At 60.0% G+C, this 23,896-nt stretch carries 26 protein-coding genes and 3 pseudogenes; 16 read left to right on the forward strand and 13 right to left on the reverse strand.

Going from position 1 to position 23,896, the window contains the following annotated elements; translation table 11 throughout:
• Nucleotides 1–38: 38 nt before the first annotated feature.
• Nucleotides 39–812: an SDR family oxidoreductase gene (locus ACSQ9D_RS30350; RefSeq protein ID WP_436285515.1), complete on the forward strand. Its 774-nt coding sequence runs from the start codon at nucleotides 39–41 to the stop codon at nucleotides 810–812.
• Nucleotides 813–990: 178 nt separating this feature from the next.
• Here ACSQ9D_RS30350 and ACSQ9D_RS30355 read toward each other — a convergent pair.
• Nucleotides 991–1,513 (reverse strand): annotated as a pseudogene (locus ACSQ9D_RS30355) (Tn3 family transposase); the annotation flags it as partial.
• A gap of 34 nt (nucleotides 1,514–1,547) precedes the next feature.
• Here ACSQ9D_RS30355 and ACSQ9D_RS30360 point away from each other — a divergent pair.
• On the forward strand, nucleotides 1,548–2,165 hold the full coding sequence (locus tag ACSQ9D_RS30360; RefSeq protein WP_436285516.1) for a methyltransferase family protein: 618 nt from the start codon (nucleotides 1,548–1,550) through the stop codon (nucleotides 2,163–2,165).
• A gap of 59 nt (nucleotides 2,166–2,224) precedes the next feature.
• The gene (locus tag ACSQ9D_RS30365; RefSeq protein WP_436285952.1) at nucleotides 2,225–2,626 is read left to right on the forward strand and encodes a HEPN domain-containing protein; all 402 of its coding nucleotides are present in this window, start codon (nucleotides 2,225–2,227) and stop codon (nucleotides 2,624–2,626) included.
• Here ACSQ9D_RS30365 and ACSQ9D_RS30370 read toward each other — a convergent pair.
• From ACSQ9D_RS30370 to ACSQ9D_RS30395, 6 genes are all read right to left on the reverse strand, one after another.
• Complete coding sequence (locus tag ACSQ9D_RS30370; RefSeq protein WP_436285517.1) at nucleotides 2,611–3,336, reverse strand: SDR family oxidoreductase; 726 nt, start codon at nucleotides 3,334–3,336, stop codon at nucleotides 2,611–2,613. The genes ACSQ9D_RS30365 and ACSQ9D_RS30370 overlap by 16 nt on opposite strands.
• A gap of 11 nt (nucleotides 3,337–3,347) precedes the next feature.
• Entirely contained in the window at nucleotides 3,348–4,409 is a 1,062-nt protein-coding gene (locus ACSQ9D_RS30375) for an ABC transporter ATP-binding protein (protein ID WP_436285518.1), read from the reverse strand.
• Nucleotides 4,410–4,470: 61 nt separating this feature from the next.
• Nucleotides 4,471–4,677 carry a DUF2160 family membrane protein gene (locus tag ACSQ9D_RS30380; protein WP_436285519.1) on the reverse strand — a complete coding sequence of 69 codons (207 nt, stop codon included), beginning with the start codon at nucleotides 4,675–4,677 and terminating at the stop codon, nucleotides 4,471–4,473.
• 4 nt (nucleotides 4,678–4,681) lie between these two features.
• Entirely contained in the window at nucleotides 4,682–5,518 is an 837-nt protein-coding gene (locus ACSQ9D_RS30385; RefSeq protein ID WP_037123340.1) for a carbohydrate ABC transporter permease, read from the reverse strand.
• A 4-nt stretch (nucleotides 5,519–5,522) separates the two neighbouring features.
• On the reverse strand, nucleotides 5,523–6,398 hold the full coding sequence (locus ACSQ9D_RS30390) for a carbohydrate ABC transporter permease (RefSeq protein WP_436285520.1): 876 nt from the start codon (nucleotides 6,396–6,398) through the stop codon (nucleotides 5,523–5,525).
• Nucleotides 6,399–6,491: 93 nt separating this feature from the next.
• Nucleotides 6,492–7,925: an extracellular solute-binding protein gene (locus ACSQ9D_RS30395; protein ID WP_436285521.1), complete on the reverse strand. Its 1,434-nt coding sequence runs from the start codon at nucleotides 7,923–7,925 to the stop codon at nucleotides 6,492–6,494.
• Nucleotides 7,926–8,221: 296 nt separating this feature from the next.
• On the opposite strand from ACSQ9D_RS30395, the gene ACSQ9D_RS30400 reads away from it, so the two are divergent.
• The 7 genes from ACSQ9D_RS30400 to ACSQ9D_RS30430 all read left to right on the forward strand — a co-directional run bounded on the left by ACSQ9D_RS30400 (nucleotide 8,222) and on the right by ACSQ9D_RS30430 (nucleotide 15,297).
• Entirely contained in the window at nucleotides 8,222–9,106 is an 885-nt protein-coding gene (locus ACSQ9D_RS30400) for a sugar phosphate isomerase/epimerase family protein (protein WP_436285522.1), read from the forward strand.
• Between the two features lie 67 nt (nucleotides 9,107–9,173).
• Entirely contained in the window at nucleotides 9,174–10,388 is a 1,215-nt protein-coding gene (locus ACSQ9D_RS30405) for an ROK family transcriptional regulator (protein ID WP_436285523.1), read from the forward strand.
• Nucleotides 10,389–10,419: 31 nt separating this feature from the next.
• Nucleotides 10,420–11,397, forward strand: coding sequence for a tagatose kinase (locus ACSQ9D_RS30410; protein ID WP_436285524.1), 978 nt, complete (start codon nucleotides 10,420–10,422; stop codon nucleotides 11,395–11,397).
• Entirely contained in the window at nucleotides 11,397–12,674 is a 1,278-nt protein-coding gene (locus tag ACSQ9D_RS30415; RefSeq protein ID WP_436285525.1) for a D-tagatose-bisphosphate aldolase, class II, non-catalytic subunit, read from the forward strand. The genes ACSQ9D_RS30410 and ACSQ9D_RS30415 overlap by 1 nt, the downstream gene beginning before the upstream one ends.
• 30 nt (nucleotides 12,675–12,704) lie before the next feature.
• Nucleotides 12,705–13,430, forward strand: a complete 726-nt coding sequence (locus tag ACSQ9D_RS30420) for an SDR family oxidoreductase (RefSeq protein ID WP_436285526.1) — start codon at nucleotides 12,705–12,707, stop codon at nucleotides 13,428–13,430.
• Nucleotides 13,431–13,441: 11 nt separating this feature from the next.
• Entirely contained in the window at nucleotides 13,442–14,215 is a 774-nt protein-coding gene (locus ACSQ9D_RS30425; RefSeq protein ID WP_436285527.1) for an SDR family NAD(P)-dependent oxidoreductase, read from the forward strand.
• Nucleotides 14,216–14,592: 377 nt separating this feature from the next.
• Entirely contained in the window at nucleotides 14,593–15,297 is a 705-nt protein-coding gene (locus ACSQ9D_RS30430) for an AMP-binding protein (RefSeq protein WP_436285528.1), read from the forward strand.
• A gap of 310 nt (nucleotides 15,298–15,607) precedes the next feature.
• Here the strand turns inward: ACSQ9D_RS30430 and ACSQ9D_RS30435 are convergent.
• Nucleotides 15,608–15,905 (reverse strand): annotated as a pseudogene (locus tag ACSQ9D_RS30435) (hypothetical protein).
• A 40-nt stretch (nucleotides 15,906–15,945) separates the two neighbouring features.
• Nucleotides 15,946–16,380, reverse strand: coding sequence for a redox-sensitive transcriptional activator SoxR (gene soxR, locus ACSQ9D_RS30440; RefSeq protein WP_436285529.1), 435 nt, complete (start codon nucleotides 16,378–16,380; stop codon nucleotides 15,946–15,948).
• A gap of 86 nt (nucleotides 16,381–16,466) precedes the next feature.
• On the opposite strand from soxR, the gene ACSQ9D_RS30445 reads away from it, so the two are divergent.
• The 3 genes from ACSQ9D_RS30445 (at nucleotide 16,467) to ACSQ9D_RS30455 (ending at nucleotide 20,190) form a co-directional block, all read left to right on the forward strand.
• Nucleotides 16,467–17,189: an SDR family NAD(P)-dependent oxidoreductase gene (locus ACSQ9D_RS30445; RefSeq protein ID WP_436285530.1), complete on the forward strand. Its 723-nt coding sequence runs from the start codon at nucleotides 16,467–16,469 to the stop codon at nucleotides 17,187–17,189.
• The gene (locus ACSQ9D_RS30450) at nucleotides 17,186–18,265 is read left to right on the forward strand and encodes an S-adenosylmethionine:tRNA ribosyltransferase-isomerase (protein WP_436285531.1); all 1,080 of its coding nucleotides are present in this window, start codon (nucleotides 17,186–17,188) and stop codon (nucleotides 18,263–18,265) included. The genes ACSQ9D_RS30445 and ACSQ9D_RS30450 overlap by 4 nt, the downstream gene beginning before the upstream one ends.
• Before the next feature lie 740 nt (nucleotides 18,266–19,005).
• On the forward strand, nucleotides 19,006–20,190 hold the full coding sequence (locus ACSQ9D_RS30455) for a phosphatase PAP2 family protein (RefSeq protein WP_436285532.1): 1,185 nt from the start codon (nucleotides 19,006–19,008) through the stop codon (nucleotides 20,188–20,190).
• A gap of 140 nt (nucleotides 20,191–20,330) precedes the next feature.
• On the opposite strand, the pseudogene ACSQ9D_RS30460 reads toward ACSQ9D_RS30455, so the two are convergent.
• The 4 genes and pseudogenes from ACSQ9D_RS30460 to ACSQ9D_RS30475 form a co-directional block, all read right to left on the reverse strand.
• A pseudogene (locus ACSQ9D_RS30460) lies at nucleotides 20,331–20,516 on the reverse strand (sulfite oxidase); the annotation flags it as partial.
• A 123-nt stretch (nucleotides 20,517–20,639) separates the two neighbouring features.
• Entirely contained in the window at nucleotides 20,640–20,900 is a 261-nt protein-coding gene (locus tag ACSQ9D_RS30465) for an epoxide hydrolase N-terminal domain-containing protein (RefSeq protein WP_436285533.1), read from the reverse strand.
• 206 nt (nucleotides 20,901–21,106) lie between these two features.
• Nucleotides 21,107–21,757 (reverse strand): cysteine hydrolase family protein, encoded by a 651-nt coding sequence (locus ACSQ9D_RS30470; RefSeq protein ID WP_436285534.1) that lies wholly within the window; start codon nucleotides 21,755–21,757, stop codon nucleotides 21,107–21,109.
• A 31-nt stretch (nucleotides 21,758–21,788) separates the two neighbouring features.
• Nucleotides 21,789–22,313: a hypothetical protein gene (locus tag ACSQ9D_RS30475; RefSeq protein WP_436285535.1), complete on the reverse strand. Its 525-nt coding sequence runs from the start codon at nucleotides 22,311–22,313 to the stop codon at nucleotides 21,789–21,791.
• Nucleotides 22,314–22,410: 97 nt separating this feature from the next.
• Between ACSQ9D_RS30475 and ACSQ9D_RS30480 the strand changes: the two genes are divergently transcribed.
• From ACSQ9D_RS30480 to ACSQ9D_RS30490, 3 genes are all read left to right on the forward strand, one after another.
• Nucleotides 22,411–22,911, forward strand: coding sequence for a winged helix-turn-helix transcriptional regulator (locus tag ACSQ9D_RS30480; protein WP_436285953.1), 501 nt, complete (start codon nucleotides 22,411–22,413; stop codon nucleotides 22,909–22,911).
• A gap of 340 nt (nucleotides 22,912–23,251) precedes the next feature.
• On the forward strand, nucleotides 23,252–23,521 hold the full coding sequence (locus ACSQ9D_RS30485) for a hypothetical protein (RefSeq protein ID WP_436285536.1): 270 nt from the start codon (nucleotides 23,252–23,254) through the stop codon (nucleotides 23,519–23,521).
• 66 nt (nucleotides 23,522–23,587) lie between these two features.
• Nucleotides 23,588–23,803, forward strand: a complete 216-nt coding sequence (locus tag ACSQ9D_RS30490) for a hypothetical protein (RefSeq protein WP_141652584.1) — start codon at nucleotides 23,588–23,590, stop codon at nucleotides 23,801–23,803.
• Nucleotides 23,804–23,896 lie beyond the last annotated feature (93 nt).

Raw genomic sequence — 23,896 nt, forward strand, 5'->3', positions numbered from 1 at the left:
CGTCTGCCAGTGTTCGGCATGAGCCAGGGAACGGCGCCATGCAAAAGGGTACTGAGCTCTTCGATCTGTCCGGCAAACGTGCCCTGATCACCGGATCCAGCCAGGGCATCGGGTTTAGCCTGGCTCAGGGCTTGGCAGCGGCGGGTGCCGAAATCGTGCTCAATGGCCGTGATGCCGGAAAGCTTTCTGCCGCGGCCGCGGTCCTGAGCGCGGCCGGCACGCCGCCGCAAACGCTGCCGTTCGATACGACCGACGCCAAAGCGGTGCGTGCAGCCGTCGATGGGTTCGAGCAATCCACGGGGCCGATTGATATTCTGGTCAACAATGCCGGCATGCAGCATCGCGGCCCGCTGGAGGAATTTGACCCCGAGATGTTCGAGCTGCTGATGCGCACGAATGTCTCCGGCGCCTTCAATGTGGGGCAGGCTGTCGCGCGCTACATGATCGCGCGCGGGCGCGGCAAGATCATCAACATCGCTTCGATCCAGACCGCGCTCGCCCGGCCGGGAATTGCACCCTATACCGCAAGCAAGGGCGCGCTCGGCAATCTCACCAAAGGCATGGCGACCGACTGGGCCTGCCATGGGCTGGCGGTCAATGCCATCGCCCCCGGCTATTTCGATACCCCGCTGAACGCCGCGCTCGTCGCCGATGCCGAGTTTTCAAGCTGGATCGGCCGGCGTACGCCGGCCGGCCGCTGGGGCAGACTGGAGGAACTGACCGGCGCCTGCATTTTTCTCGCCTCGGACGCCTCAAGCTATGTCAATGGCCACATACTTAACGTGGATGGAGGTATGTCGGCATGCTTGTGAGAGGCTAGATGCTTTCTTTTTGAATCAAACACTTATGTTCCATGAATCACTGTTACGCCGCAAACACACGCTCATTAATCAGCCGTTACAAGTCTCGGTGCGATCAGGCCCCCGCAACCACTTTCTGGCGCGCTGCTATACGCCAGTTTGCTACCGCATAAGCATCGGCGCCCTGCTGTTAGGTGTCCAGGAACAGTGTGCTGTGCTTCGCGAACAGTTCGGGATACTGGTAGGGTGCTCCGTGATTGGCGTCCGGATAGAGGATGAGCTGTGCATCGGGGAGCGGCGAGACATGGGCCAAAAGATCGGGCGATAACGGTTTTCCCTCGCGTTTCTGGTTTGCGACGACTTCGCCCAGTTTCTTGGTATTCCAGAAAATGATGATGGCGGCGAGCAGGTCCATGCCGGCGATCCGGCAGTGCTGAACTTCGGCGGAGCGGTCGCGGATTTCGCCGCGCCGATGGAAGCTGATGGCGCGCTTGAGCGTCATGGGCTTCGCCCTTGTTGAGCCCGATCTGGGCGCGGCGTTGCAGATCGGCGTGCAGAATCCAGCCGATCATGAACAGCGTGCGCTCGATGCGGCCGACCTCTCTTAGCCGTAGCGAGGAGGCGAGCTTGCGCAATATCTGGCTGGGTGCGACGCTGCCGGCCGCATTGGTGGCGGCGATCCGAAGAATGTCGGGCCAATTGCGTTCGATCAGAGCAACTAAGGCGTGCCCGCAGTGAAAGATAACAATGACGGCGGTTCAAAAGCCATTCCGGCAGAAAAATAGAATAACGTTCCTGTGGCTGTTTGCGGCATCGGTGATGATCGTGATGATCCTGTGCCGCCCGGCTATCAGCGAGAGGTCCCCCATCCATGATCTCTTTGAAGTATCCGGATTTCTGCTTGTACTGACCGGGGTGTTCGGCCGTCTTTGGTCAATCCTGTACATCGGCAACAAGAAAAACGTCTCGTTGGTGACGACGGGACCGTATTCCGTGACACGAAACCCGCTCTATTTTTTCTCCACGATCGCCGTCACGGGCGCTGGGCTTTACTATGGGTCGATCGCTCTGGCCGTCGCTCTGTGCGCTGGCTCCTGCATCGTGTTCTACTACACGGCAAAAAGGGAAGAAAACGATCTGCGAAGCTTGTTTGGGGCGCGATACGGGCTATATGCCGAAACCGTGCCGTTCTTCTGGCCAGACTTCAGGCTGTTCAAATCCGAAAAGGAAGTGACATTCTCAACACGCCCCCTGGGGAGGACCTTTCGAGACGCAATTTTCTTCGTGATGCTCTATCCTGCGCTGGAACTGCTCGAATATTTGCACGTCAATGAAATGACGGTTACCCTGTTTCACCTTCCATAGTTCTGAAGGGCGCGAAGTTCTACCATAATGAGGGTGACCTCAGGCAGGCGGCTTTCCTGCTGCATCAAGCGCTTGAGCAGGTCTACTCCGGCCTCCTTCTGGTCTTCTCGAACTACAGTCCACCCTCCCACAACCTTTCCCTTGTCCGGAATCTCGCGGAAGAGCGATGCCATGCCCTCACGGATGCATGGCCCCGCGACCAGCACCGCTATGTCGCCTGGTTCAATAGGCTCAACGAGGCTTACGTGAAGGCCCGATATTCCCGCCACTACACCAACACAAGAGGCGCTCGCCTGGCTCATGGAACGGGCGACATATGTCATCGGTCAGATCGACGAAGCGTGCACCCAGGATATTTCCCGACTGTCACATTGCGATCCGTGATGGCCGGCCACAGGGTTCGAGCCGTTGGCCAGCGCCATCTTGAGGCGCGTCCGCCAGCGCCTCAAGCGATCATGTAGCCGCCATCCACCGGCATCGATACGCCGTTCACCATTGCAGCCTCGTCCGAGAGGAGGAACAAGATAACTTCGGCGATGTCCGAGGATTCAGCAAATCTGCCGACAGGGATTCGATTGAGCATTCCTGCAGCCTTTTCGGGATCGCTCCATGCCTTCACAGCCATCGGCGTCAGCGTCACCGTCGGATGGACTCCGTTTGCCCTGATTCCCAAGGGCGCGAGTTCCCGTGCCATCACCCGTGTAAGGCCATCCAACCCACCCTTCGACGCGCAGTAGGCAGCGTGGTCGGGTATGCCGACGAACGAGGCAACCGAGGAGACATTGACGATGGCACCCTTCCGGCCGTCGTTGATCAACGAGCGGGCGTATTCCTGCGCGACAATCATTGGCGCACGGGTGTTTACAGCATAAAGGTGGTCGAATGCTTCGACCGTCGTTTCGAGAAACGGCTGCAATTCGGTCGTGCCCGCACAGTTGATAAGGAAATCTGCGGGAAGCGCAGCGATGGCGGCCTCTCTCGTCGCCTTGGCATCGGCAAGGTCGACCTGAATTGCCCGACAACCGAGCTCCTGTTGTAAGGATTCGACATCTGCGGCACTCCGGGTGAGAGCCACCACCTGCGCGCCCCGCTCGACCAGCAACTGGGCCGTCGCACGTCCGATCCCTTTTCCAGCCCCGGTAACGATAACTGTCTTTCCGTTAAGATTCATTTTGGCTCCCCCTATAGTCGCTTGCCGGTTTCCAGATCGAAGATGTGCGCGCGTCGCGGGTCTATGTGGAAGTGCATCGTCCGTCCGGGCACCGCATCGATCCGTTCGCGGATGAGAGCGTCGATGGGAACGCCGCCCGCGCGACCAAATATCAACGTCTCGGAACCCGTCGGCTCGAACACGGATACCTCCACCGGCACGCCCTCGTCCCCGATCGCTATATGCTCGGGGCGGATGCCGTATGTGACGGCCCTTCCGTCTTCGGCATTCGTATTCTCGATGGGCAGGACGACGTTTTGCTCGGTGACAACGAACTTCTTGCCCTCGCGCGTCGCAACGCGGCCTTGAAGGAAGTTCATGGATGGGCTGCCGATAAAGCCGGCCACGAAGATGTTCGCAGGGTAGTCGTAGAGATCAAGAGGCCTCCCGACCTGCTCGACCCTTCCGTCGCGCATCACCACGATCTTGTTGGCCATGGTCATGGCTTCGATCTGGTCGTGCGTCACGTAGACTGTCGTGGTCTTCAGTCGCTGGTGAAGTTCCTTTATCTCGACGCGCATGGTAACGCGCAGCTTCGCGTCCAGGTTCGACAGAGGTTCGTCAAACAGGAACACCTGAGGATCGCGGACGATGGCCCGTCCCATGGCCACGCGCTGCCTCTGGCCGCCAGATAGCTGTTTTGGATAGCGTTCCAGATAGCGCGTCAGGTCGAGAATCTCGGCCGCCCTGCGGACCTTCTCGTCAATCTCCGCCTTGGGACGCTTCGCCATCTTGAGGGGAAAACCCATGTTCTCGGCGACCGTCTTGTGAGGATATAGCGCGTAGCTTTGGAAGACCATCGCGATGTCGCGGTCCTTTGGGGGGGCGTTGGTGACGACGCGGCCACCGATCCGGATGTCGCCGCCGCTGACGGTCTCGAGCCCGGCGATCATGCGAAGCAGGGTGGACTTGCCGCATCCAGACGGGCCGACGAGAACGACGAACTCGCCGTCCTCGATGTCCACGCTGACGCCATGCATGACCTGAAGTGCGCCATACTTCTTGGTGACATCGCTAACCTGTACATTTGCCAATATCGTTCCTCCCTTAGAGTAGCTTGGCTGGCGTCTTCATGATGCCGGACGGCCTTACGGCTCACCCCTTCCAGATGATGTATGCGCCGAGGACGGCGGAGATTGCTGCTGCGATCCATACCGACAGCCCCATCGGTTCAAGGAACCGCATCCAGAAAAGCGAGAGCGCGACCCAGATCACCACCGAGATGAACAGCCGGTCGAACCAGTTCGTTTCGATCGGCAGAAACCCCGGCTTGTATTCTTTGTTTTGAGATTGAGACGTCATTGCTTCATCCTTTCACCGCGCCGAAGGTCAGACCGGCAACGATGTGACGCTGCACTACAGAGAAGACGATGAGCGCCGGGACCAAGGTCAGCATCGAGATCGCGGCCATGATGCCCCAGGCCGTCCCGGTAGTTGTGACGTATTCCGACAAGCCCGTGGTCAGGGTCCGCGCGTTGAAGTTGGTGAGCGTCGCCGCAAGCAGATATTCGTTCCATGCAAACACCCAGGTCAGGATCAATGTCACCGCAAGTCCGGGTCGTGCCAGGGGAAAGACGATGTCGTATAGAACCGTCCATGGGCTCGCGCCGTCCACATAGGCGGCCTCGTCCAGTTCCTTCGGAATGCCCTCCACAGTCGGACGCAGGGTCCAGATGGCGAACGGGAGGTTGAAGGAGCAGTAGACCAGGATCATCCCCAACCGGGTGTCTGCGAGCGAGAAGTCGCCAATCTTGTAGACCTGCGTCAGCAGCAGGAAAAGCGGTAGCAGAAAGACCGCCGGTGGCGCCATGCGGTTGGTGATCGTCCAGAAGAAGATGCTTTCCTTGCCGGCGAGGTCGAAGCGCGTCAGGGCGTAGCAGGCCAGGAAGCCCAGCGTCGTGACGAGCAGCGCGTTGCCTGACGAGATGATCAGCGAGTTGAACATGTATCGCCGCAAGGTCTCATTGGTAAGGACGTCGTGGTAGTTCTTCCAGAAGAAGGTCCGAAGGACGACGTCCGGCGTTGAGAACAGGTCGAAGGGCTGCTTCACCGATATGACGAAGAGCCAGTAGATCGGGAAAAGGGTCGCGAAGCTGATCAACGTCCACAACACGACCGGAAGCCAGGGATACTGTTTCTTCATCGATTCAGCCCCTCTTCACGCGCGGTGCAATCAGGCCGACGTAGAGAAGCCAGCACACAACGATGGTCAGGTACAGGACGACCACGGAGATGGCCGAACCATAGCCGTAATTCGTCTTCGGGAAGACTTCCCTGAAGATGTGGACGCCGAGGTAGCGCGTCGACGACCCCGGACCACCTCCGGTCAGCATCAGGACTTCGTCGACGGTTCGAAGCGCGTCCATCAGCCTGATGAACACCGTGGCTATCAGGGCCGGGCGGATCAGGGGGAGCGTGATATGCCAGAAGATCTGGCTCTTGCCGGCGCCGTCGATCTGCGCTTGCTCGAAGGGGTCGGTCGGAAGCGAGACCAGCGCGGCGATCAGAGACAGGGTGACCAGCGGCGTCCAGTGCCAGATGTCCATGATGATCGTGACTGTGAAGGCCGCGACAGCACTCTGGCCGATGTTCAGGTCGTACCCGAACCAGCTTCGCAGCAGATATGGGATGATGCCGATCGATGGCGTCGTCATGAGCTTCCACACCGATCCGACGATGATGGGCGCCATGATCAGCGGAAGCGTGTGGATCGTACGGAAGAAGGCCTTTCCAGGAAAGTCCTTCATGAGCGCCTGCGCGAGCACGTATCCGAGGACGAGCTCGGACACGACTGCGAAGAAGACGAACGTGATCGTGATACCGAGCGAAGCCAGAAACTGGGGATCGAAGACGAGCGTCCGGTAGTTGGCCGCCCAGTTGAAGACCTTAAGCGGATTTGCGGCGAACGGGTTCCACTGATGAAACGAGACCCAGACGACGTAGATGAAAGGAAAGATGCCGAAGAGCCCAAGGATCACGATCGTTGGGGAGAGCAACAGCCATCCGAGTTTTTGTGAATGCATCGCCTCATACTCTTTCGCAGCCCCAGGGCCGCTCTCGAACCAGAAAGGGACGGGTCGCCAAGCAAGACGACCCGTCAAGTTGGGGAGGATGCTTTATTTGCGATAGCCGAGCGACGTGAGCTCTTCTTCCGACTTAGCGGCCATCTGGTCGAGGCCTTCATCGGGACCGATCTTGCCGGTCAGGATGTCGAAGAAGATCGGGGTGGTCGCTTCACGCAGCTGTGCGTGGAACGGGTAGGGCGGAGCGCCGGCAAACAGTTTTCCCTCTTCCCTCAGCATCGTGTAGAAGCCACCGAGCTTGGCGTCCATCGCCTTCACCTTCGGATCATCGAAGGTTGCCGTATTGGTGATACGCGGCGCGGCAATGGCCCAGTCGGGCTGAACTTCGTTCTGACCGATGAACTGGAGGAAGAGTAGCGACGCTTCCTTGTTCTTGGACGTGATCGGTGCGCCGAAGGCGCCACCATCATAGTATCCGATATAGCCCTTTCCGGATTTCGCGTCGTCCAAGACACCCGGCTCGAGCGGGGGCAGGGCGAAGCCGACCTGGCCGACCACCTTCGACTGGGCGGGATCGCTAGCGATCCACGCCGCGTTCTCACCGTAGATCAATCCCTGGGCGACACGGCCGGCGGCGAACGTGGTCGCGGTTTCTGTCCAGGTCGACTGCGTCGATTCCGGTGGCGCGATGTCGCGCAGATGCAGCCAGTACTTCAACGCGGCCTTCGCCTTGTCGCTGTTCATCGAACCGCCATGCTCGACTGTCGTCGCATAGTTGTTCTTGGCGTCGATGCCCCAGTTGTAGACGCCGAACGTCGGCGCGACGGATTCGAAGAATTCGTACCAGGAAGCCGGGTGGCCCGTATGGGCTTGGGCGGTGGTGCCCCAGAGCTCCAGGCCGTTATCCTTGCCGTACTTCGTGAAGAACTCGGCGATCTGGGTATAGTCCTCGTGCGTGGTCGCCGGTTTCAGGTCTTTGCCGGTTTCCTTTTTGAAGGCGTCCTTGATCTTCGGATCGTCGAAGAGGTCCTTTCGATAGAGGTAGGTCTTCAGGAACGCTTCCATGGGAGTGCCGAAGAGATCGCCGTCCGCGTTCTTGAAGTAATCGGCGAAACTGGTGAAGTTCGCAGCGTCATAGGTCGGCGCCTTCAGATCCGGCTGGTCCTTCAGGGTCTTCGAGATGTTCACCAGAAAGTCTCGGGCCAGGTAGGAGTAGATGATGTCCTGCTCGATGTAGACCATGTCATAGATGCCGGTCTTGGCTTCCATGTCCTTGATGGCCTTGTCGTACATCTGGTCCCAGGACGTCGTCTCAATTTCGACCTTGATGCCGGTCTTCTTCTCGAACTCCGGTGCAAGCACATCCTTGATGAAGTTCGACGGCGGCGTGCTTTCGGTCACGCCGTGCAGCGTCACGCCCTTGTACTTGGCCCCGGCGTCGGACCAGAAGTCGGCCCATGCCGGCGATGAGGTGGCAGCAAGGCTGATCGTCAACGCCAGCGCACTGGCCTTCAAAGAATAGTTCATTTCAATCCTCCCAGATAGCAGCGAGATCATTTCGCCGGAGCATTGTGTAATGGAAAAATGCCACCTGCGCAACATTTGTTGTCTAAACATGCAAATTGGCGGTTCATGTGATTGATATTTGTGGAAACTAATTTCTGCGGGGCGGGCTGATCCGCTTGTAATCAAGTTAAATTGTTGCAGTGCAATCTTAATTTTCGCATACGTACAAACGTGACGATCAAAATTATTTGTTGCCTTACCAAACTAAATGACATAGCAATGTTCGCAACTGAAGGCATTTTGTGGAGGAAAACGATATGCGTCGATTGGGTATCCATTCATTTGTATGGACAGGCGGCCAAACTCAGGAAGGGCTTGAAATGGCTCTCAACAAGACGGCCGAGCACGGATACCGCACCATCGAATTCGCTTATCTGCAGCCCGAGAAGTTCGATCTGGACCGTTTGGCAAAACTCGCCCAGTCGCTCGACGTCGAGATCGGCGTGACGATGGGCTTGCCCCTCGACAAGGACGTGTCGAGCGAAGACGGGGGGGCTGTCACCGCCGGCAAGCAGATGCTCGCCGACGCCGTGCGCGCCGTCCGCGACATCGGCGGAAACAAGTTGGGCGGCATCCTTTATTCCGCACATACCAAATACAATCGACAGCCAACGAAGAAGGGCTGGGACAACAGCGTCGCCGCAATCGCCGCGACTGCCGAGGTCGCCAACGAAGCGAACGTCGATCTTGTCCTGGAGGTCGTGAACCGCTTTGAGACGAACCTGTTGAACACGACGGCACAGGGACTGAAGTTCATCTCCGACACCGGGTCGGAGCGTGTCCGCCTCCACCTCGACACCTTCCATATGAACATCGAGGAAGCCAATCCAGCGGCCGCGATTCGACTGGCGGGCGACAAGATCGGCTACTTCCACATCGGCGAAAGCAATCGCGGCTATCTCGGCGATGGCGTGATCAACTTCGATCTCATCTTCGACGCTCTTCTCGACATCGACTACAACCGCGACGTCGTGTTCGAGAGCTTCTCGACGACCGTGGTCGACGAAGGCCTCTCACTCGCCTGCGCGATCTGGCGCGATACGTGGACAGACAACGATCCGCTGGCGGCGCACGCGAAGCACTACATTGAACTGAAATATGAAGAAGCAAAGCGGCGCCGCGCCACGAACGCGCGCCCCTGATTATCCTTCTGACGGCCCGTTCCAAACGTGTAAGGGTTCGAACAGGCTGATTTGAAGGGAAATGACCATGACCGACACCGCCTCGATCGGAAGTTCACCGCGCAAGATCCGGCAGAACAACATCGTTGCCGCCTTGCAGACGATCTATAGTCACCGGTCGATGAGCCGCGCCGATCTGGCGCGAAAGCTCGGCATGAACCGTTCGTCCTCGGGCGAGATCGTGGCCGAACTGACGGAAGGCGGCTTCGTTCAGGAATCGGACGGAAGCAGCAAGCAACGCTCGGAGCATTCCCGCTTAGGGCGTCCGGGCATCATGCTCGAGCTGGTGCCCGACGCTGCGTTCTTCGTTGGAATCGAGATCGGCGTCGAACATATTTCGGCTGCCGTCGTGGATCTTTCCGCCGAAGTCCGGGTCTGTCGGAAGATGGTATTCGACACGCCGTCCTCTACGGTGGAGGAGGCCGTAGCGCAAGGCGTGGAACTGATTGTCGGGGCGATGTCGAAGGACATGATCCGGCGATGCAAAGGTCTCGGCATATCGGCGCCGGCTCACATCCGGCCAGATGGATTTGTTACCCTCGCGCCGATCATTGGCTGGCGCGAAGTGCCGTTGAAGGAGATCGGTCGCGCCGCCTTTCCGGCCGATGTGCCGATCGCAGTTGAGAACGACGCGAACGCCTTCGCGATTGGTGACAGCTATCGCCATGGAACAGCGGGCGTGACGCTTTTCCTCACCATGGAAACCGGCGTCGGCGGCGGGATTATGATCGACGGCAAGCTGTTCCGGGGAGGACATGGGCTGGCGGGAGAGATCGGACACACCCTCGTCCCGGGGAGCGGGGGGCAGAAGTTCGAACAACTGATCGGGCGCGAGGTGCTCATCAGGCAGTACCGTGAAGCCGTTGGCCGCGTGGATGCCGATATACAGGAATTCCTTGGCGACGTTCGGGACCGTGTCCCGGCCGCTGTCACTATCGCCGAAACCTGGTCGCGCCATCTCGCGTACGCGCTTCTCCAGGCCTGCCGCCTGATTGACCCTGACAGGATCGTGCTGGGCGGCTCCGTGGCGTCGCTCTACCCGATGGTGGCCGCCCGCGTGGCAGCCCACATGTCGGAGGGGCAGAACATACCTTTTCCCACTCCGGAAATCGTCGTGGACGACGATGCGGAGTTCGGTTCCGCCTTCGGGGCGGCGTGCATGCTGCACCAGCGCTTCCTCTCTATGGAGAATGAGGACTTCAGCGGGGAAGACGGTGCACCCCAACGATTGGCAGCAACTTAGCTAGACAACAGTGATCGAAAGCAGGATTGCAATGGCTTCAGTATTGGCTCCGGACCGACTTGGTCCCACGGTGTGCGTAGGGGAGATCCTCGTCGAGATCGTGGCAACCACGGTTGGCAACGGCTTCCTTAAAGCCCAGCCGCTCGTCGGTCCGTTCGCCAGCGGAGCGCCGGCAATCTTCATCTCGCAATGCGCACGACTGGGCGGTGCGGCAGCAATGGTGGGCGCCGTCGGCGACGACGATTTCGGCCGGGTCAACACGGACCGCCTCAGGCGCGACGGCGTCGATGTTTCGGCGATCTCCATCGACCCGGATTATCCGACCGGAAGCGCTTTCGTCCGCTACCGCAAGGACGGTTCCAGAGATTTCGTCTACAACATCGCCAAGTCCGCAGCCGCGCGCTTCGGCTGGTCCCAGGCGGTTAGCGACCTCATCAATCGGAGCGGACATCTTCACGTGATGGGCTCCGCTCTGTCCGTCCCTAGTGCGCGCGAGGTTGTCGACAAGGCGGTCGACATCGTGAAGGCCCGCGGGGGAACGCTTTCCGTGGATCCCAATATCCGCAAGGAATTGAAGCTGGACGAGGACACCGAGCGTCGGTTTTCCAAGCTCGTCGCTGCCGCCGATCTGCTTCTCCCGTCCGGTGAGGAGCTCCACCGTGCCGCCGGCGTCGAAGGCGAGGCGGAAGCGATCCGTCGTCTCTTCGAGATCGGCGTCAACGAGATCGTACTGAAGCGCGGCGCCGAAGGAGCGACGTATTTCGGCAGCCAAGGAGATCGCGTCGACGCTCCGGCATTTGTGGTTGAGGAGGTCGATCCTACCGGCGCCGGCGACTGCTTCGGCGGAGCGTATCTCACCTGCCGGCGCCTCGGAATGTCTCCCAAGGAAGCACTTACCTACGCGGCGGCCGCCGGTGCCCGCAATGTGACGGTACGCGGCCCGATGGAAGGGGCAGGCACCCGCGAAGAACTCGATGCGTTCATCGCCTCAGCGGAAAGGCGTTCCTGATGCAGGTCCATCTCAACGAACTTGCCGCGCTGAGGATCGAAGGCCGTCCCAGAGGCATCACGTCCGTATGCTCCGCCCATCCCATAGTGCTTCGCGCCGCGCTCCGCCATGGACGGCAGCATGAGAGCACCGTCCTGATCGAAGCGACCTGCAACCAGGTCAACCATTTGGGCGGTTACACCGGAATGACGCCAAGCAACTTCGCGTGCCTCGTTCGCAAGATCGCGGCCGAGGAGGGATGCCTCGAGCATCTCGTCGTGCTCGGCGGAGATCACCTCGGTCCCAATCCATGGCGCGACCGTCCGGCGGAGGAGGCGATGGCCGAGGCGCAGAAGATGGTTGCCGCCTACGTCGACGCCGGTTTCCGTAAGATCCACCTCGACGCCTCGATGGGCTGCAAGGGTGAGCCGGTCGCCCTCGACGATGAAACCACGGCACACCGCGCGGCACGCCTTGCGGCGGTGGCCGAGGACCGTGCCAGGGCGGCTGGCGGTGCAATGCCGGTGTACGTCATCGGGACGGAAGTGCCGCCTCCGGGAGGCGCCGACCATGCCCTCAGCACGATCGAGCCGACGGCGGCTGCAGCAGCGCGCGAGACGATCGACGTCCATCGCCGGGTCTTTGAAAAGGCTGGCCTGCAGGAGGCCTTCACGCGAGCCATCGGGCTGGTCGTTCAGCCGGGTGTTGAGTTCGGCAACCATAATGTGATCCTGTACGACCACAGCAAGATCGACGAGCTGAAGTCGGTGCTCGCCGACGAGCCGCAGTTCGTATTCGAGGCTCACTCGACGGACTACCAGGGCACCCACCCGCTGACCGCGCTGGTGGAAGACGGGTTTCCCATCCTGAAGGTCGGTCCGGAGCTAACCTTTGTCCTGCGCGAGGCGCTTTACGCCCTGGACTCGATCGCATCGGATCTGCTGCCCGACTACGGACAGCGTCCGCTCTACGCCGCCATGGAAGAGCTGATGCTCGACCAGCCCGGCAACTGGAGCCGCCATTATCACGGAACGGACGGCGGGAGGCGGTGGTTGCGCCACTATTCGCTCTCCGACCGCATCAGATACTACTGGACGTCGCCCGAAGCCCAAAACGCCGTTCGGCGCCTTTGCGAGGCACTCCGAGGACAGTCCGTACCGCTTCCGTTGTTCTGGCAGCATATGCCGGCCGCGCAGGATTTCGCAGACGCACCACTCGATCCGGAACAGGTTTTGATCTGGAGGGTGACACGGAGCCTCGCCGATTATCACGCGGCCTGCGGCGTCGGGAAAGATTAGCAATCAGGATCAAAGCAGGGGGAGAAAGTGATGAACGAATTGAATGGAAAGATCGCGGCGGTCACAGGCGCTGCGTCCGGCATAGGGCTCGCGTCTACGGAGGCGATGCTTGCCGCGGGCGCGACGGTCGTGCTGGTGGACCGTGACGAAAGGGCTTTGAAGGAAGTCTGCGAAAGGCTCGGCGACCGCGCGATCCCGCTGGCGCTGGATCTGCTCGATCCTGAGAAGTGCGCGTCCCTGCTCGAGGGCGTCCTGTCCAAGACCGGGCACCTAGATATCCTCCACGCCAACGCGGGAACGTACATCGGGGGCGACCTCGTCGACGCAGGCCTCGATGCAATCGACCGGATGCTCAATCTCAACGTCAACGTCGTCATCAAGAATGTCAGGACGGTCGCCCCGCACATGGTGGAGCGTGGCAGCGGCGACATCATCGTCACCAGCTCGGTCGCGGGACATTCGGCGGTTCCGTGGGAACCGGTCTATTCGCCTTCGAAGTGGGCCATGAACTGCTTTGTGCAGACGATGCGACGGCAGCTACTTAAGAACGGAATTCGCGTCGGCTCGGTCTCTCCTGGACCTGTCATAAGTGCACTGCTTTCTGACTGGCCCGAAGAAAACCTCCGCAAGGCCAAGGAGGCGGGCGCGCTGATCGAACCCAAGGAAGTCGCCGACGCGATCATCTTCATGCTGACGCGCCCGCGAAATGTGACGATCCGCGACGTGGTCATCCTGCCCAGCGCATTCGACATCTGAAGGAGCCAAGCATGAGTTACCAGGAGAAATTTCGCCTCGACGGCGAACGTGCGGTGGTCACCGGGGGAGGGCGCGCGATTGGACTGTGCTGCACGGAGGCGCTGGCCGAGGCGGGCGCCGCCGTCGTCGTTATCGAACGTAGCGAGGCCGACGCCCAGGAAGCACTTGCGTTGCGAGACAAAGGATACGACGTCGAAGTCCGGGTCGGCGATGTCACCGACGCCGCTCGCATGGAAGCGATAGCAGCGGAGCTTGCCGATGCTTCGCGGTCTGCGACGATCCTCGTGAACAATGCCGGAATTGGCCAGAGCGGTATTTCTGCGGAGGATGTCACCGATGCCGACTGGCTGCGCATGATGAATGTCAACGTCAACGGCGTCTTCTGGTGCTCGCGTGCGTTCGGTCGTCACATGATCTCAATGAAGCGGGGCGCCATCGTGAACCTCGGTTCGATGTCGGGAAACATTTGCAATAGGCCCCAGCCGCAGACAGCCTACAACGTCTCGAAGGCAGCGGTTCATCACCTTACCCGCTCACTGGCGGCCGAATGGGCACATCACGGCATCAGGGTAAACGCCGTCGCCCCGACCTACATCGAGACCCCGATGGTGGTAACCGTTGAAGCCAATCGCGAGCGCATTCCAATCTGGCTCGCGGACACGCCGATGGGAAGGATGGGAACTCCGGAGGAGGTGGCGAGCGCAGTCCTTTTCCTTGCGTCCGGCGCGGCCAGCCTCATGACCGGGTCGATCGTCAACGTTGATGCCGGCTTTACCTGCTGGTAGTGCAGGCAACGGATGAGGCACGCGCCTTGCGCCTATCCCCAGCGAAAATGCTCGTGCACATTCGCCGTATGTTCACAATCCGCCCTTCCTTGAAGAAGATGTTGAGGCACTCACACTTCGAACCGTTCCGGTCGCAACCGACTACGCAGTGTGGACCGGTACCGGGCGCGCCCGGCACTGCGATTGTAGCGCGACGCCGTTGCGCCATCAGCCCGCTCTGCATCAGCCTCATCGTCGCAGGATTATCGGCTAAAGCTCGTCACAGGGGAGAGATATTTTACCTTATGCGAGACGACAATGTCGGCCAAAGCGAGTCTTCCGCTGTCCGATCACTTTTGCCTATCGATGATGCATGAAACGTCAAAATTCCCAATGCTTTGTACGACTTCGTCCCGGTTCTGGAAGGCCTCAAGCAGCAGCTGCCCAACGTGAAGACGCTAATCCTGATGTCGGATCGGGCGGTGCCCCAAACCGGCGGGCTTACATTCGCCGGCGAATATGAGGCCCCCCTCGTCGGCGCTTCGCCTGATTACAAATTCCCGGACTTCGACGAAAACGCCCTTGCCACTACCTTTTACACGACCGGCACGGCGGGTTCGCCGAAAGGCGTCTACTTCAGTCATCGACAACTGGTTCTCCACTCACTTGCCGAAATGGCTTTCTTCGGCACCGCCGCGAAACAGGGCCGGTTTTGCCGCGATCACGTCTATATGCCGATCACCCCGATGTTTCACTCGCATGCCTGGGGGTTGCCGGGGATGGCGACGCTTTCTGGCGTCAAACACGTGTATCCAGGACGCTACGACCCTGCTTTGCTCGTCAAGCTGATCAAAACCGAAGGCGTAACCTTTACGCATTGTGTGCCAACGATCCTGCAAATGCTGCTATGCGACGGCACGCGGTCGGCCGGCAACTTGGCGAGCTCGGCGCCGATGGCGACTTCCTCTTTGCTCCAAAAGCTGCATGTGGAAAAGCCCACCAGCTTCGATCCTAAGGAGTGGCTGCGGATGGTTCTTGTTGCGGCCCAACTATCGAAAGCGCCGGCTTCAGTGACCCGTATTTCATGCAGCTTTTATGCATGAAAATTTTCTGCGTTGAAAAACCAATGATATCAATGCCTTACGGAATCGATTTTTGCAATCAAGAGCCTGCCGCGAGGATGGCGCGCGTTTTATGCATATACGCGCGTTTTATGCATATATTGGATGACATTTAGTGAGAGGTAGTCCTATGCAGCCCGTTCGAGGGTGGGCCATAATCCAATTTGAGGCGAGCTGAGGGACTGAGGCGGCGGTATCGATTCCGAAGAACCGATCATTCAAGTGCACCAAAGTGAGCTGCTTGGCGTATTCGAAAGTGTTCAACATCTCTTCAACCGTAACCGCCCGATTGTTACCGCGGAGACTTCGCTTTGATGCGGGCGATGAGCTCTTCGTCGTCGACAAAAGGCTTTGAGGAAGTCGTTCCATTCGTCGGTCGGGCGGCGAGCGCGAGCAAGCATCTGGCGCAGCTCGTCAATGCCATCGTCAGTGAGAGCAGTAATTGCCTCGTCTGATCCGGCACAGACGCTGATGATACCTCCATAGGTCAGATTATCGGAATTTCTGACGATCGCCCGAACGAGCTCAGGGTCCTCGTTGAGTATTTCCGCGACATAGTCGATGGTTAGGACGTGGGTGATCGTCGCCATCAGGCGGTCTCGGCACAGATTTCAGTAACCGGCACCCAATTCACCCCAGCCAATACCTCGGCCCTGGCCCCTTGCGTCCTGCCACATCAGCAGGGTTCGCCAGGCTACACCGGTCGATCGACAGGCAGCCACAGCCGATGCACTCGGTAAGCCCGGACCGCAGGCGCTGCAACTCGGCTATGCGCTGGTCGATGCGCATTGCCCACTCGCCCGACAGCCGTGACCAATCCCGACGCGACGGCACGCGGTCGGCCGGCAACTTGGCGAGCTCGGCACCGATCTCCTCAAGCGTCAACCCAATGCGTTGCGCAAAGGCAATGAAGGCGATCCGGCGCAATACGGACCGGTGATAGCGCCGATGCCCCGAGCCGGCCCGCTCGGATGTGATCAGCCCGCGCTCCTCGTAGAAGCGCAGTGCCGATGAGGCTACGCCGCTGCGCCGCGACACGTCGGTGATGGTCAGCATCGGATTCATGCAGGAATGAAAGCACGATTCCCACTTGACTTCAAGTTAACTTGAACTTGTAGCAACTGTTCTTTCGGATTGGAGGAGCACCGGCAATGCAGATGAATAGCGATCTTCAGGGACTTCGCGTGATGGTCACGGGTGGCACGTCCGGCCTCGGACTGGCGCTTGTGCGGCAGCTTACAGCGAAAGGCGCGCGCGTCGCCTTCGTCGCTCGCGCAGCCGCCAATGTCGAACGCGTTGCAGCCGAGACGGGCGCGCACGGCATTGTCGCTGACATCGGCAAGAAGGACGACATTTACCCGATCGCAATGCAGGTCACTGCCAGCCTTGGCGGGCTCGACGTCCTGATCAACAATGCGTCAAGCCTCGGTCCTGTCCCTCTGGCGCTTCTTGCCGATACCGATTGCGAGGAGCTCGAAGCGGCGCTTGCGGTGAACGTCCTCGGCGTGTTCCGGCTGACGAAAGCCCTGTTCGGTGCGCTTGCTGCGTCCGCACGCGAGGGCCGCGGGGCGCTGGTGATCAACATCTCCAGTGATGCAGCAGTCAACGCGTATCCTTGCTGGGGCGCGTATGGCGCGAGCAAGGCCGCTCTTGCCCATCTGACCGCGATCTGGGACGAGGAGGCGAAGCCCGATGGTATAAGGTTCCTCGTGCTCGACCCTGGTGATATGGACACCCCACTTCACGCGCTGGCGCTTCCGGACGCCGATCCGTCGACGTTGAAAGCCCCCGAGCTTGCTGCTACCGAGGTCATCGAAGAGATGCTCGACGCATTGTCGGTCCGGGCTCAGCTTTTCCCCGGGGAATATGCATGATGGTCGGCGCCCGCTCCGATTGGCGCTCCGCCAGGCTGTTCATCGTGGAGGAGGATGGCACGATGAGTGACCTGCCGCGCACCAGGCTCGCGACGCTGTTCAATCCCGGCGATCTTGTTGTCGCCAATGACGCCGCGACCTTGCCTGCCAGCTTACACGGCACGCATGTCCCAAGCGGCGAGGCGATCGAGATCCGCCTGGCCGGCTGGCTATCACTTCCCGATCCTACCCGCTTCGTGGCGATTGCCTTCGGCTTGGGCGATCACCGCACGCCAACGGAAGACCGGCTGCCTCCGCCTGCGCTGTCAACAGGCGACAGCCTGCGGCTCGGCCCGCTTGACGCCGTCATCGAGCGTCTTCTCGACCATCCCCGACTTCTCGAGCTCCGCTTCCCAGGAACCCCCGCAGCGGTGCTTGCAGGAATGGCGCAGCACGGCCGGCCGATCCAATACGCGCATGTTCCCGAGCCGTTGGCACTGTGGGATGTTTGGACGAAGATTGCCGCCCGGCCGTTGGCGTTCGAGGCGCCGTCGGCGTCCTTCGCGCTCGACTGGCGCACGCTTCAAACCTGGCGTCTGCGCGACGTCGGATTCGCAGCACTCACGCATGCCGCGGGCGTTTCTTCCACTGGCGATCGAGCGCTCGACTCGCGCCTTCCCTTCGATGAGCCCTACCACATCCCCGAGCCCACCGCGGAGCGTGTCGCGCGGGCGAAGCTCTACGGCAGCCGCATCATCGCGATCGGAACGAGCGTCGTGCGCGCGCTCGAGGCAGCCGCCAATCCCGATGGCAGCGTGCGGGCCGGAAATGGCATTGCGACAGGGCGCATCGCACAGGGCACGTCGCTTCGCGTGGCCGATGCGGTTCTCACGGGCGTCCACCAGCCCGGCGAAAGCCATTTCGAGCTGCTGCGAGCTTTCGCTGACGATGCCCTGCTCGCCAAGACGTCTGCAGCGCTCACCGCGTCGGGCTACCGCGCGCATGAATTCGGCGATTCTGTGCTGTATAACTGTCAGCCGCTGCAGCTATCGGCGCAAACGGACGGCGAAGCCTCTCATCACGCGGCTTTGCTATGATGTCGGAAAGATTTGATGGCGTTCCCGGCGTGCTGGATGCGAAAATCTCGCCGATGGTTTCGCCATTCAACTCCGCTCAAAGCGGCGCTTTCCAGTGGCGATTGAACACCGTCAGTCGCGGCTGTATTCTCTCGGCCTTTGCGAGATCACGATCATCCTCAGAGTATGTTCAAGCTGCAAAGGCGTTCCGCCTCCTTTGCGATAGTGTTCGCCGCGAGAACGCTTCGAATCCAGCACATCGGCAAGCGAAGCCTGCCGTTCTCCATGAGCCCCGCATTGGAGGTGAGCTGTCACAAACTCGATGGTCAGAACATGCAAGTCAACGCCGGTCGTACCGTGAATTCAACGTGAACATTACTCTAGCGGCCGCGCGTATTGCTCGATCCGGATATAGCGTTTAAGGGCCTCGGCGAGCGGGGCCTGACCTTTCCTACAACCTCCCCTCATTTTTGATCCTTTCACTTGGCAGCGCCTCGCGGTATAATTAGAGGTTGCTAAAATAGAAAGTGGAACGGCCGTCAAGGCAAAAAACCTTCCGTCTTTGGGCCGAGGATCAACTATGGGGGTCGAACATGCTTAGCGGCTTTAGCAGGGCCTGCGCGCTAATCCTTTTGTCAGGGAACTTCGCTTTCGCCCAATCGGATCAGATAGAGCCAAAGGCTGGAACGTGGAAGACGTGGGTAATCACGTCGGGCAAAGACTTCCGAGTCTCGCCCCCACCGGATACTTCCGCAACCGAGTTGGAGCAGGTCCGCGAACTTGTCGCAAAGAACGATGCGCAAGTCGCCGCCAAGATCACGTTCTGGGACGCCGGCTCGCCCGGCTATCGATGGATCGACCTGGTCAACAACCGTCTTCTCGCAAACCAGGCGATCCCCAATGCGCATCGCGTCTACACCTATTTGACGATCGCGGTCTACGACGCCACCGTCGCGGCTTGGGAGTCGAAATACGTCTACAATCGCCCCCGCCCGAAGGAGGTGGATACGACACTGCCGACTGCGCTGCCTACGCCTCGGAGTCCCGCTTATCCATCTGAACACGCGGCAGCCGCCGGAGCCGCTGCGACTGTTCTTGCCTATTTCTTTCCGGACGAGGCGTCGTCGTTCCAGGCGATGGCCGAAGAAGCCGCACAGTCGCGTGTCCTTGCCGGTGTCCAGTTCCCAAGCGACTCTTCCGCCGGCCTGGAACTGGGGCGACGCGTGGCAGAGCAAGTGATTGCGCGGGCAAAGGCCGACGGCTCCGATGCCGTCTGGACCGGCACGGTGCCGACCGGGCCGTGCATGTGGGTCGGAGACAGACCCGCCAATGCAACCGTGCCAAACTGGGAGCCGATCCTGCTCGAGGCAGCCGATGAATTCAGGTCACCGAGCCCGCCCGACTGCAAGTCTGCGGCCGTGAAGGCCGAGACGGATGCAGTCCGGCAGTTTGAGCGAAAATTCCCCAACAGCTACAAGGCGTTCTACTGGCAAAGCCCATCCGGCCTGTTCACCGACTGGTATGACTATGCCAGCAAGTGGATGTTCGAGGACAAGACGGATTCGAACCCGCCGCGCGCCGCACGGGCTTACGCGATGCTCGCGGCGGTCTACTACGACGCCTTAATTGCAAGCAATGACGGGAAATACGCTTATTGGTACCTGCGGCCCAACATGCTTGACCCGAGCATCACTCCCCTGTTCGCAGTGCCGGCCCATCCCAGTTATCCGTCGAACCACTCCACGTTGTCGACTGCCCGATCAGAGGTGCTTGCCTACCTGTTCCCCGACCAGGCGGAGTTCATCCGCACGGTCGGCAAGGAGGCGGGCGATTCCCGCATCTGGGCCGGCATCCACTATGAAATGGACAACCGGGCCGGTGCCGCACTTGGCAAAGCGGTCGCCGGGAAATTCATCGAGCGGGCAAAAAAGGACGGGGCAGACTAGCGGAAGGGAGGAGGACTGTTTGATCCGCTGCCAGCCAATGACCGCCGGCGTCTTCTCCTGAAATGTCGCAATCCCAAGCGAGGGTTCTCGGTGGAACGTTCCGTTCACTCAGCAGCCGACGTGCGAGGCAGCAACGTTTCTCAAACGATACGGACGCGGCGCATCACCTGGCCATTGCTTTCCCAGTATGTGTGCTTTTTGGCGATTACGGGATCGTCCATTGCCGGTTGAATTTGCCCCATGGTACCGATTGCGCGAGGTCACCGTGTGTCTCCAGGGGAGGGATTTGCCCAATCCAGCGACCAAATCTTCCAAGCGTGTTCGGCCGCCTTGCCGGAGAAACCGTATCCGGGCATCGACGGGGTCACCACATCGAAGACGTCCTCCGCCGTTCCGCCATGAGCGGTCGGATCGGTGAGCGGACCGATGGCCTTCAAGTTCTCGAACACCTAACGTGGCCAGCCATGGGTGATGATGACGGGCATGGCGTTCGGATGCTTCGAGCGAACGTGAATGAAGTGGATACCCTCGATCTGGGTGACGAATTGTGGGAAGGCATTGAGCTTCGCCTCGGCCTTCCGCCAGTCGTCGTTCGTGCCCCAGTGCTCGACGAGCGGTCTCAGCTTTGCGAGCTGGATGCCTTGCGACTGATCGGCGACCGTTTCCCGGTCGGGCCAGCGGGTCATGCGGATACGCTGACGAAGGTCCATCAGGTCCTCGTCTGCGGCATGCGCGCGGAAAGACCGGATCAGGGTCGCCTGTCGTAGTCGCAGTCGCAGCCGCGGCCGGAGCGGGACGCAATGCGGTGCCTACACCCGCCGCCACCAGTCCAACTGCGGCGAGACGATCAGCATGCGCCGACCGTGGTCGCTGACATCATGCGAAGTTTCGGGGGCGAACCATCTCGTCAACAAGATCATAGCGTGGCCTCGTCTGAAACGGGCGCATTTGGCAGGGTCGCCAGCAGCTCTGCTGTTGTCAGGATTGCGTGTGCGTAGGTCGGGCCATTCAGCTCGTGGGCGGCGTGCATCATCTCGTGTGTAGGAGCGGCGGTCGCATCGCGCACTAATGTCACGTGGTAGCCCAGCTCCATGCCATAGCGCGCCGTCGACTCGATGCAGGTGTTGGCGAGCAGGCCGACCACGATGAGGTGCGTTATGCCGCGCTGCCTGAGCTGTTGATCGAGGTCGGTGTTGGCAAAGCCGCTCTGACCCCAATGCTCCTTGGCGACGACGTCGCCCGGCTTCGGCGCGAAATCGGGATGCCACTCACCACCCCATTCGCCGCGTGCGAAGGAATGGCGATGCATGATCGCGACCTGCGTCGGATTGGGATGCGCCCAGTCCTCGTAGTCGCCCGGCTCCCAGCGGCGGTGGGGCGCGATAAACACTCGGATGCCAGCGCCTCGAACGGCGGCGTCGATGGCCTTGAGGTTCTGGATCAGGCGTACCTCTTCGGCAACGGGCTTGATGCGGTCCCAGATCTTGCCGCCCTCCGAGAGGAAGTCGTTGTAGGGATCGACGAAGAGCAGCGCGGTCGTTTCCTTGCTGTAGTTTGGCTTTGACATGTTGGTCTCCTTGCTTTGGATCGTGGAGTGCCTAGTTGCGAATCGCCGCCCGCTCGATGCTCGCGGCAAAGAGCGGCGTCTCACCCTTGTTGTGGGCGATCGACATCGGCTGTCGCTGCGCGCGAAAGACGTCGAACGGGATGCCCTGCCTGTCGAGTGAAGCCTTGAACTCTTCCGTTGCTCTGGAACGAACGTGGTTGGTAAATTCGCATGTCTGATCGTCGATGCGTCTGACGCTGAGTTCCCAAAGCACGTGGATCGTCGTGCGGCCCGTAGGCGGGAATATATCCGAAACGGACTGCAGGATCAGGTGATGTTTCTCGCCCAACGTCTCGACGTAGTGTTGAACCATCAGGCTGCCGCCAATGGTCTCGACATTGATCGACATGCGCCTCCCGTCCGGCGCCGTGGTAAAGCCGGCGGCGATGTGGGCTGGAGAACAGCGCTGATACTCGTCCTCTGACAGATTGAAGCACCATTTCGGGATGTCGATCTTTTCGAAGGGTGCGTTGATGATTGCGGTGAAGCTTGAATCGACGATTTCGTGATCGCTCATAACGAGTTCTTCCGTTTGCCCGTTGCACTTGTTTCAACGAGCACTTATGTTGGCTATGAAAATCATAGCTACAAGACCCTATGAAAAAGAAAGTGACATGAAGCGGAATGAGACTCCCACGACCACCCTATGTCCGGTTGCTCGTTCTGAAGCCGTCGTCGGAGATCGATGGACGGTGCTGATCCTGCGCGAACTATTCATGCACGGTCATCGGTTTGAACAGATTCAGGCCCAGACCGGGGGGACGCCACAGATGATCGCGGCGCGTCTAAAGACATTGGAGGAGGAGGGACTCGTCATACGGCGCCGCTACAGCAATCGGCCGCCGCGTTACGAATACCACCTGACCGAAAAAGGTGAGGCTTTCCATCCCGTGCTGCTGGCGCTTCGAGCTTGGGGCGAGGCCTGGATGAAGTCACCTGAAGAGGGCCGCGCCGTTGAATATACGCATCTTGCCTGCGGAAAACCGGCAGGCCTTGGCCCGCTCTGTCAATCTTGCGGGGAGCCGCTGAAACGGAAGGAACTGATGGCCGAGTTAAGCCCGGCCTACGAAAGCGAACGAGATGGACGGTGGGAGGCCTTCAAGGCCAATCGGTGAGCTTTCCGAATAGGCTTCCCCGGATTTGCGGAACGGGGTGGACGCTTGGCGTCCAAAGTAGGCTCGCGCTCACACGAGAAAACCGGAGACGCCGTCCCACAACTCGCTCTAAACGGCCGCAGCCGTCCGCAACCGTTGTGCCCCTCTAAACGGAAACCCACACCATGGTGGTCCCTGGCACTCACCTCTCCCCAGATCGGAGCTCGTGCAAGGGGAGACTTCAGGAACATCTCCGAGTATGCTCTGTTCGGATGTCGCAACTCAGGGGGCAGCCATGCTTCGATATCTTGTGATTTCCAAACGGACGCTCCCGTCGAGTGTGTCAAACGCTTGGAAAGCAATGGACATCGTTCTCGCGGGTCCGATTGCTGCGGCCACCCTTGCCGCTTCTGACCTTGGTGGCCACGATGGCGCGATCGTCGATCTCGATTACGAGGGTCACGAGATGATCGCGTGCGTGGAAATGCTTGATGTTGGCCAGATCCCTTTTGTGTTCGCGGCCTTCGTTTCGAGTTCATTGAAGCCCCCCGGATGCTTTGTTCTGAGCGAGGCGAAACGAGAGATCTGTGCGATCTACCATCGTCTCCAGCAAACCTTTCGGACACATTAGGATTCGCTTGAACTCTTCGATCAGAAGCGTAGGGTTTTGCCAGGGATGAGTTTCGTGGAGGGCGCCGTGCATCAGATGAGATACTTCCCTGACATCCTGACGTCCACCGACTTTGAGATTCTCACACCGGTTTTCGAACGTCTGCGGGCAGACAACATCTGCACCGATCCCGATCGGCTTGCGCGAACAATTATCGCCTTGTACCGCGTCGGTCTTGTCTGCCCCCGCCGCCTAAGTGCGATGGCCCGTTATCTCGAGGCCAGGCAGACTGCGTTCCACTAACCGCGCCTGGTGGCCGTAGGGATTCTCTCAGTGCCAGACGCGAGCGAGGCGGTCAGCCTGGAGCGCACTTCGAATTGCGCGCTTTTAACGGGA

The sequence above is a fragment of the Rhizobium sp. LjRoot258 genome, from assembly GCF_964254185.1.
In the GTDB taxonomy this organism is placed as follows: Bacteria; Pseudomonadota; Alphaproteobacteria; order Rhizobiales; family Rhizobiaceae; genus Rhizobium.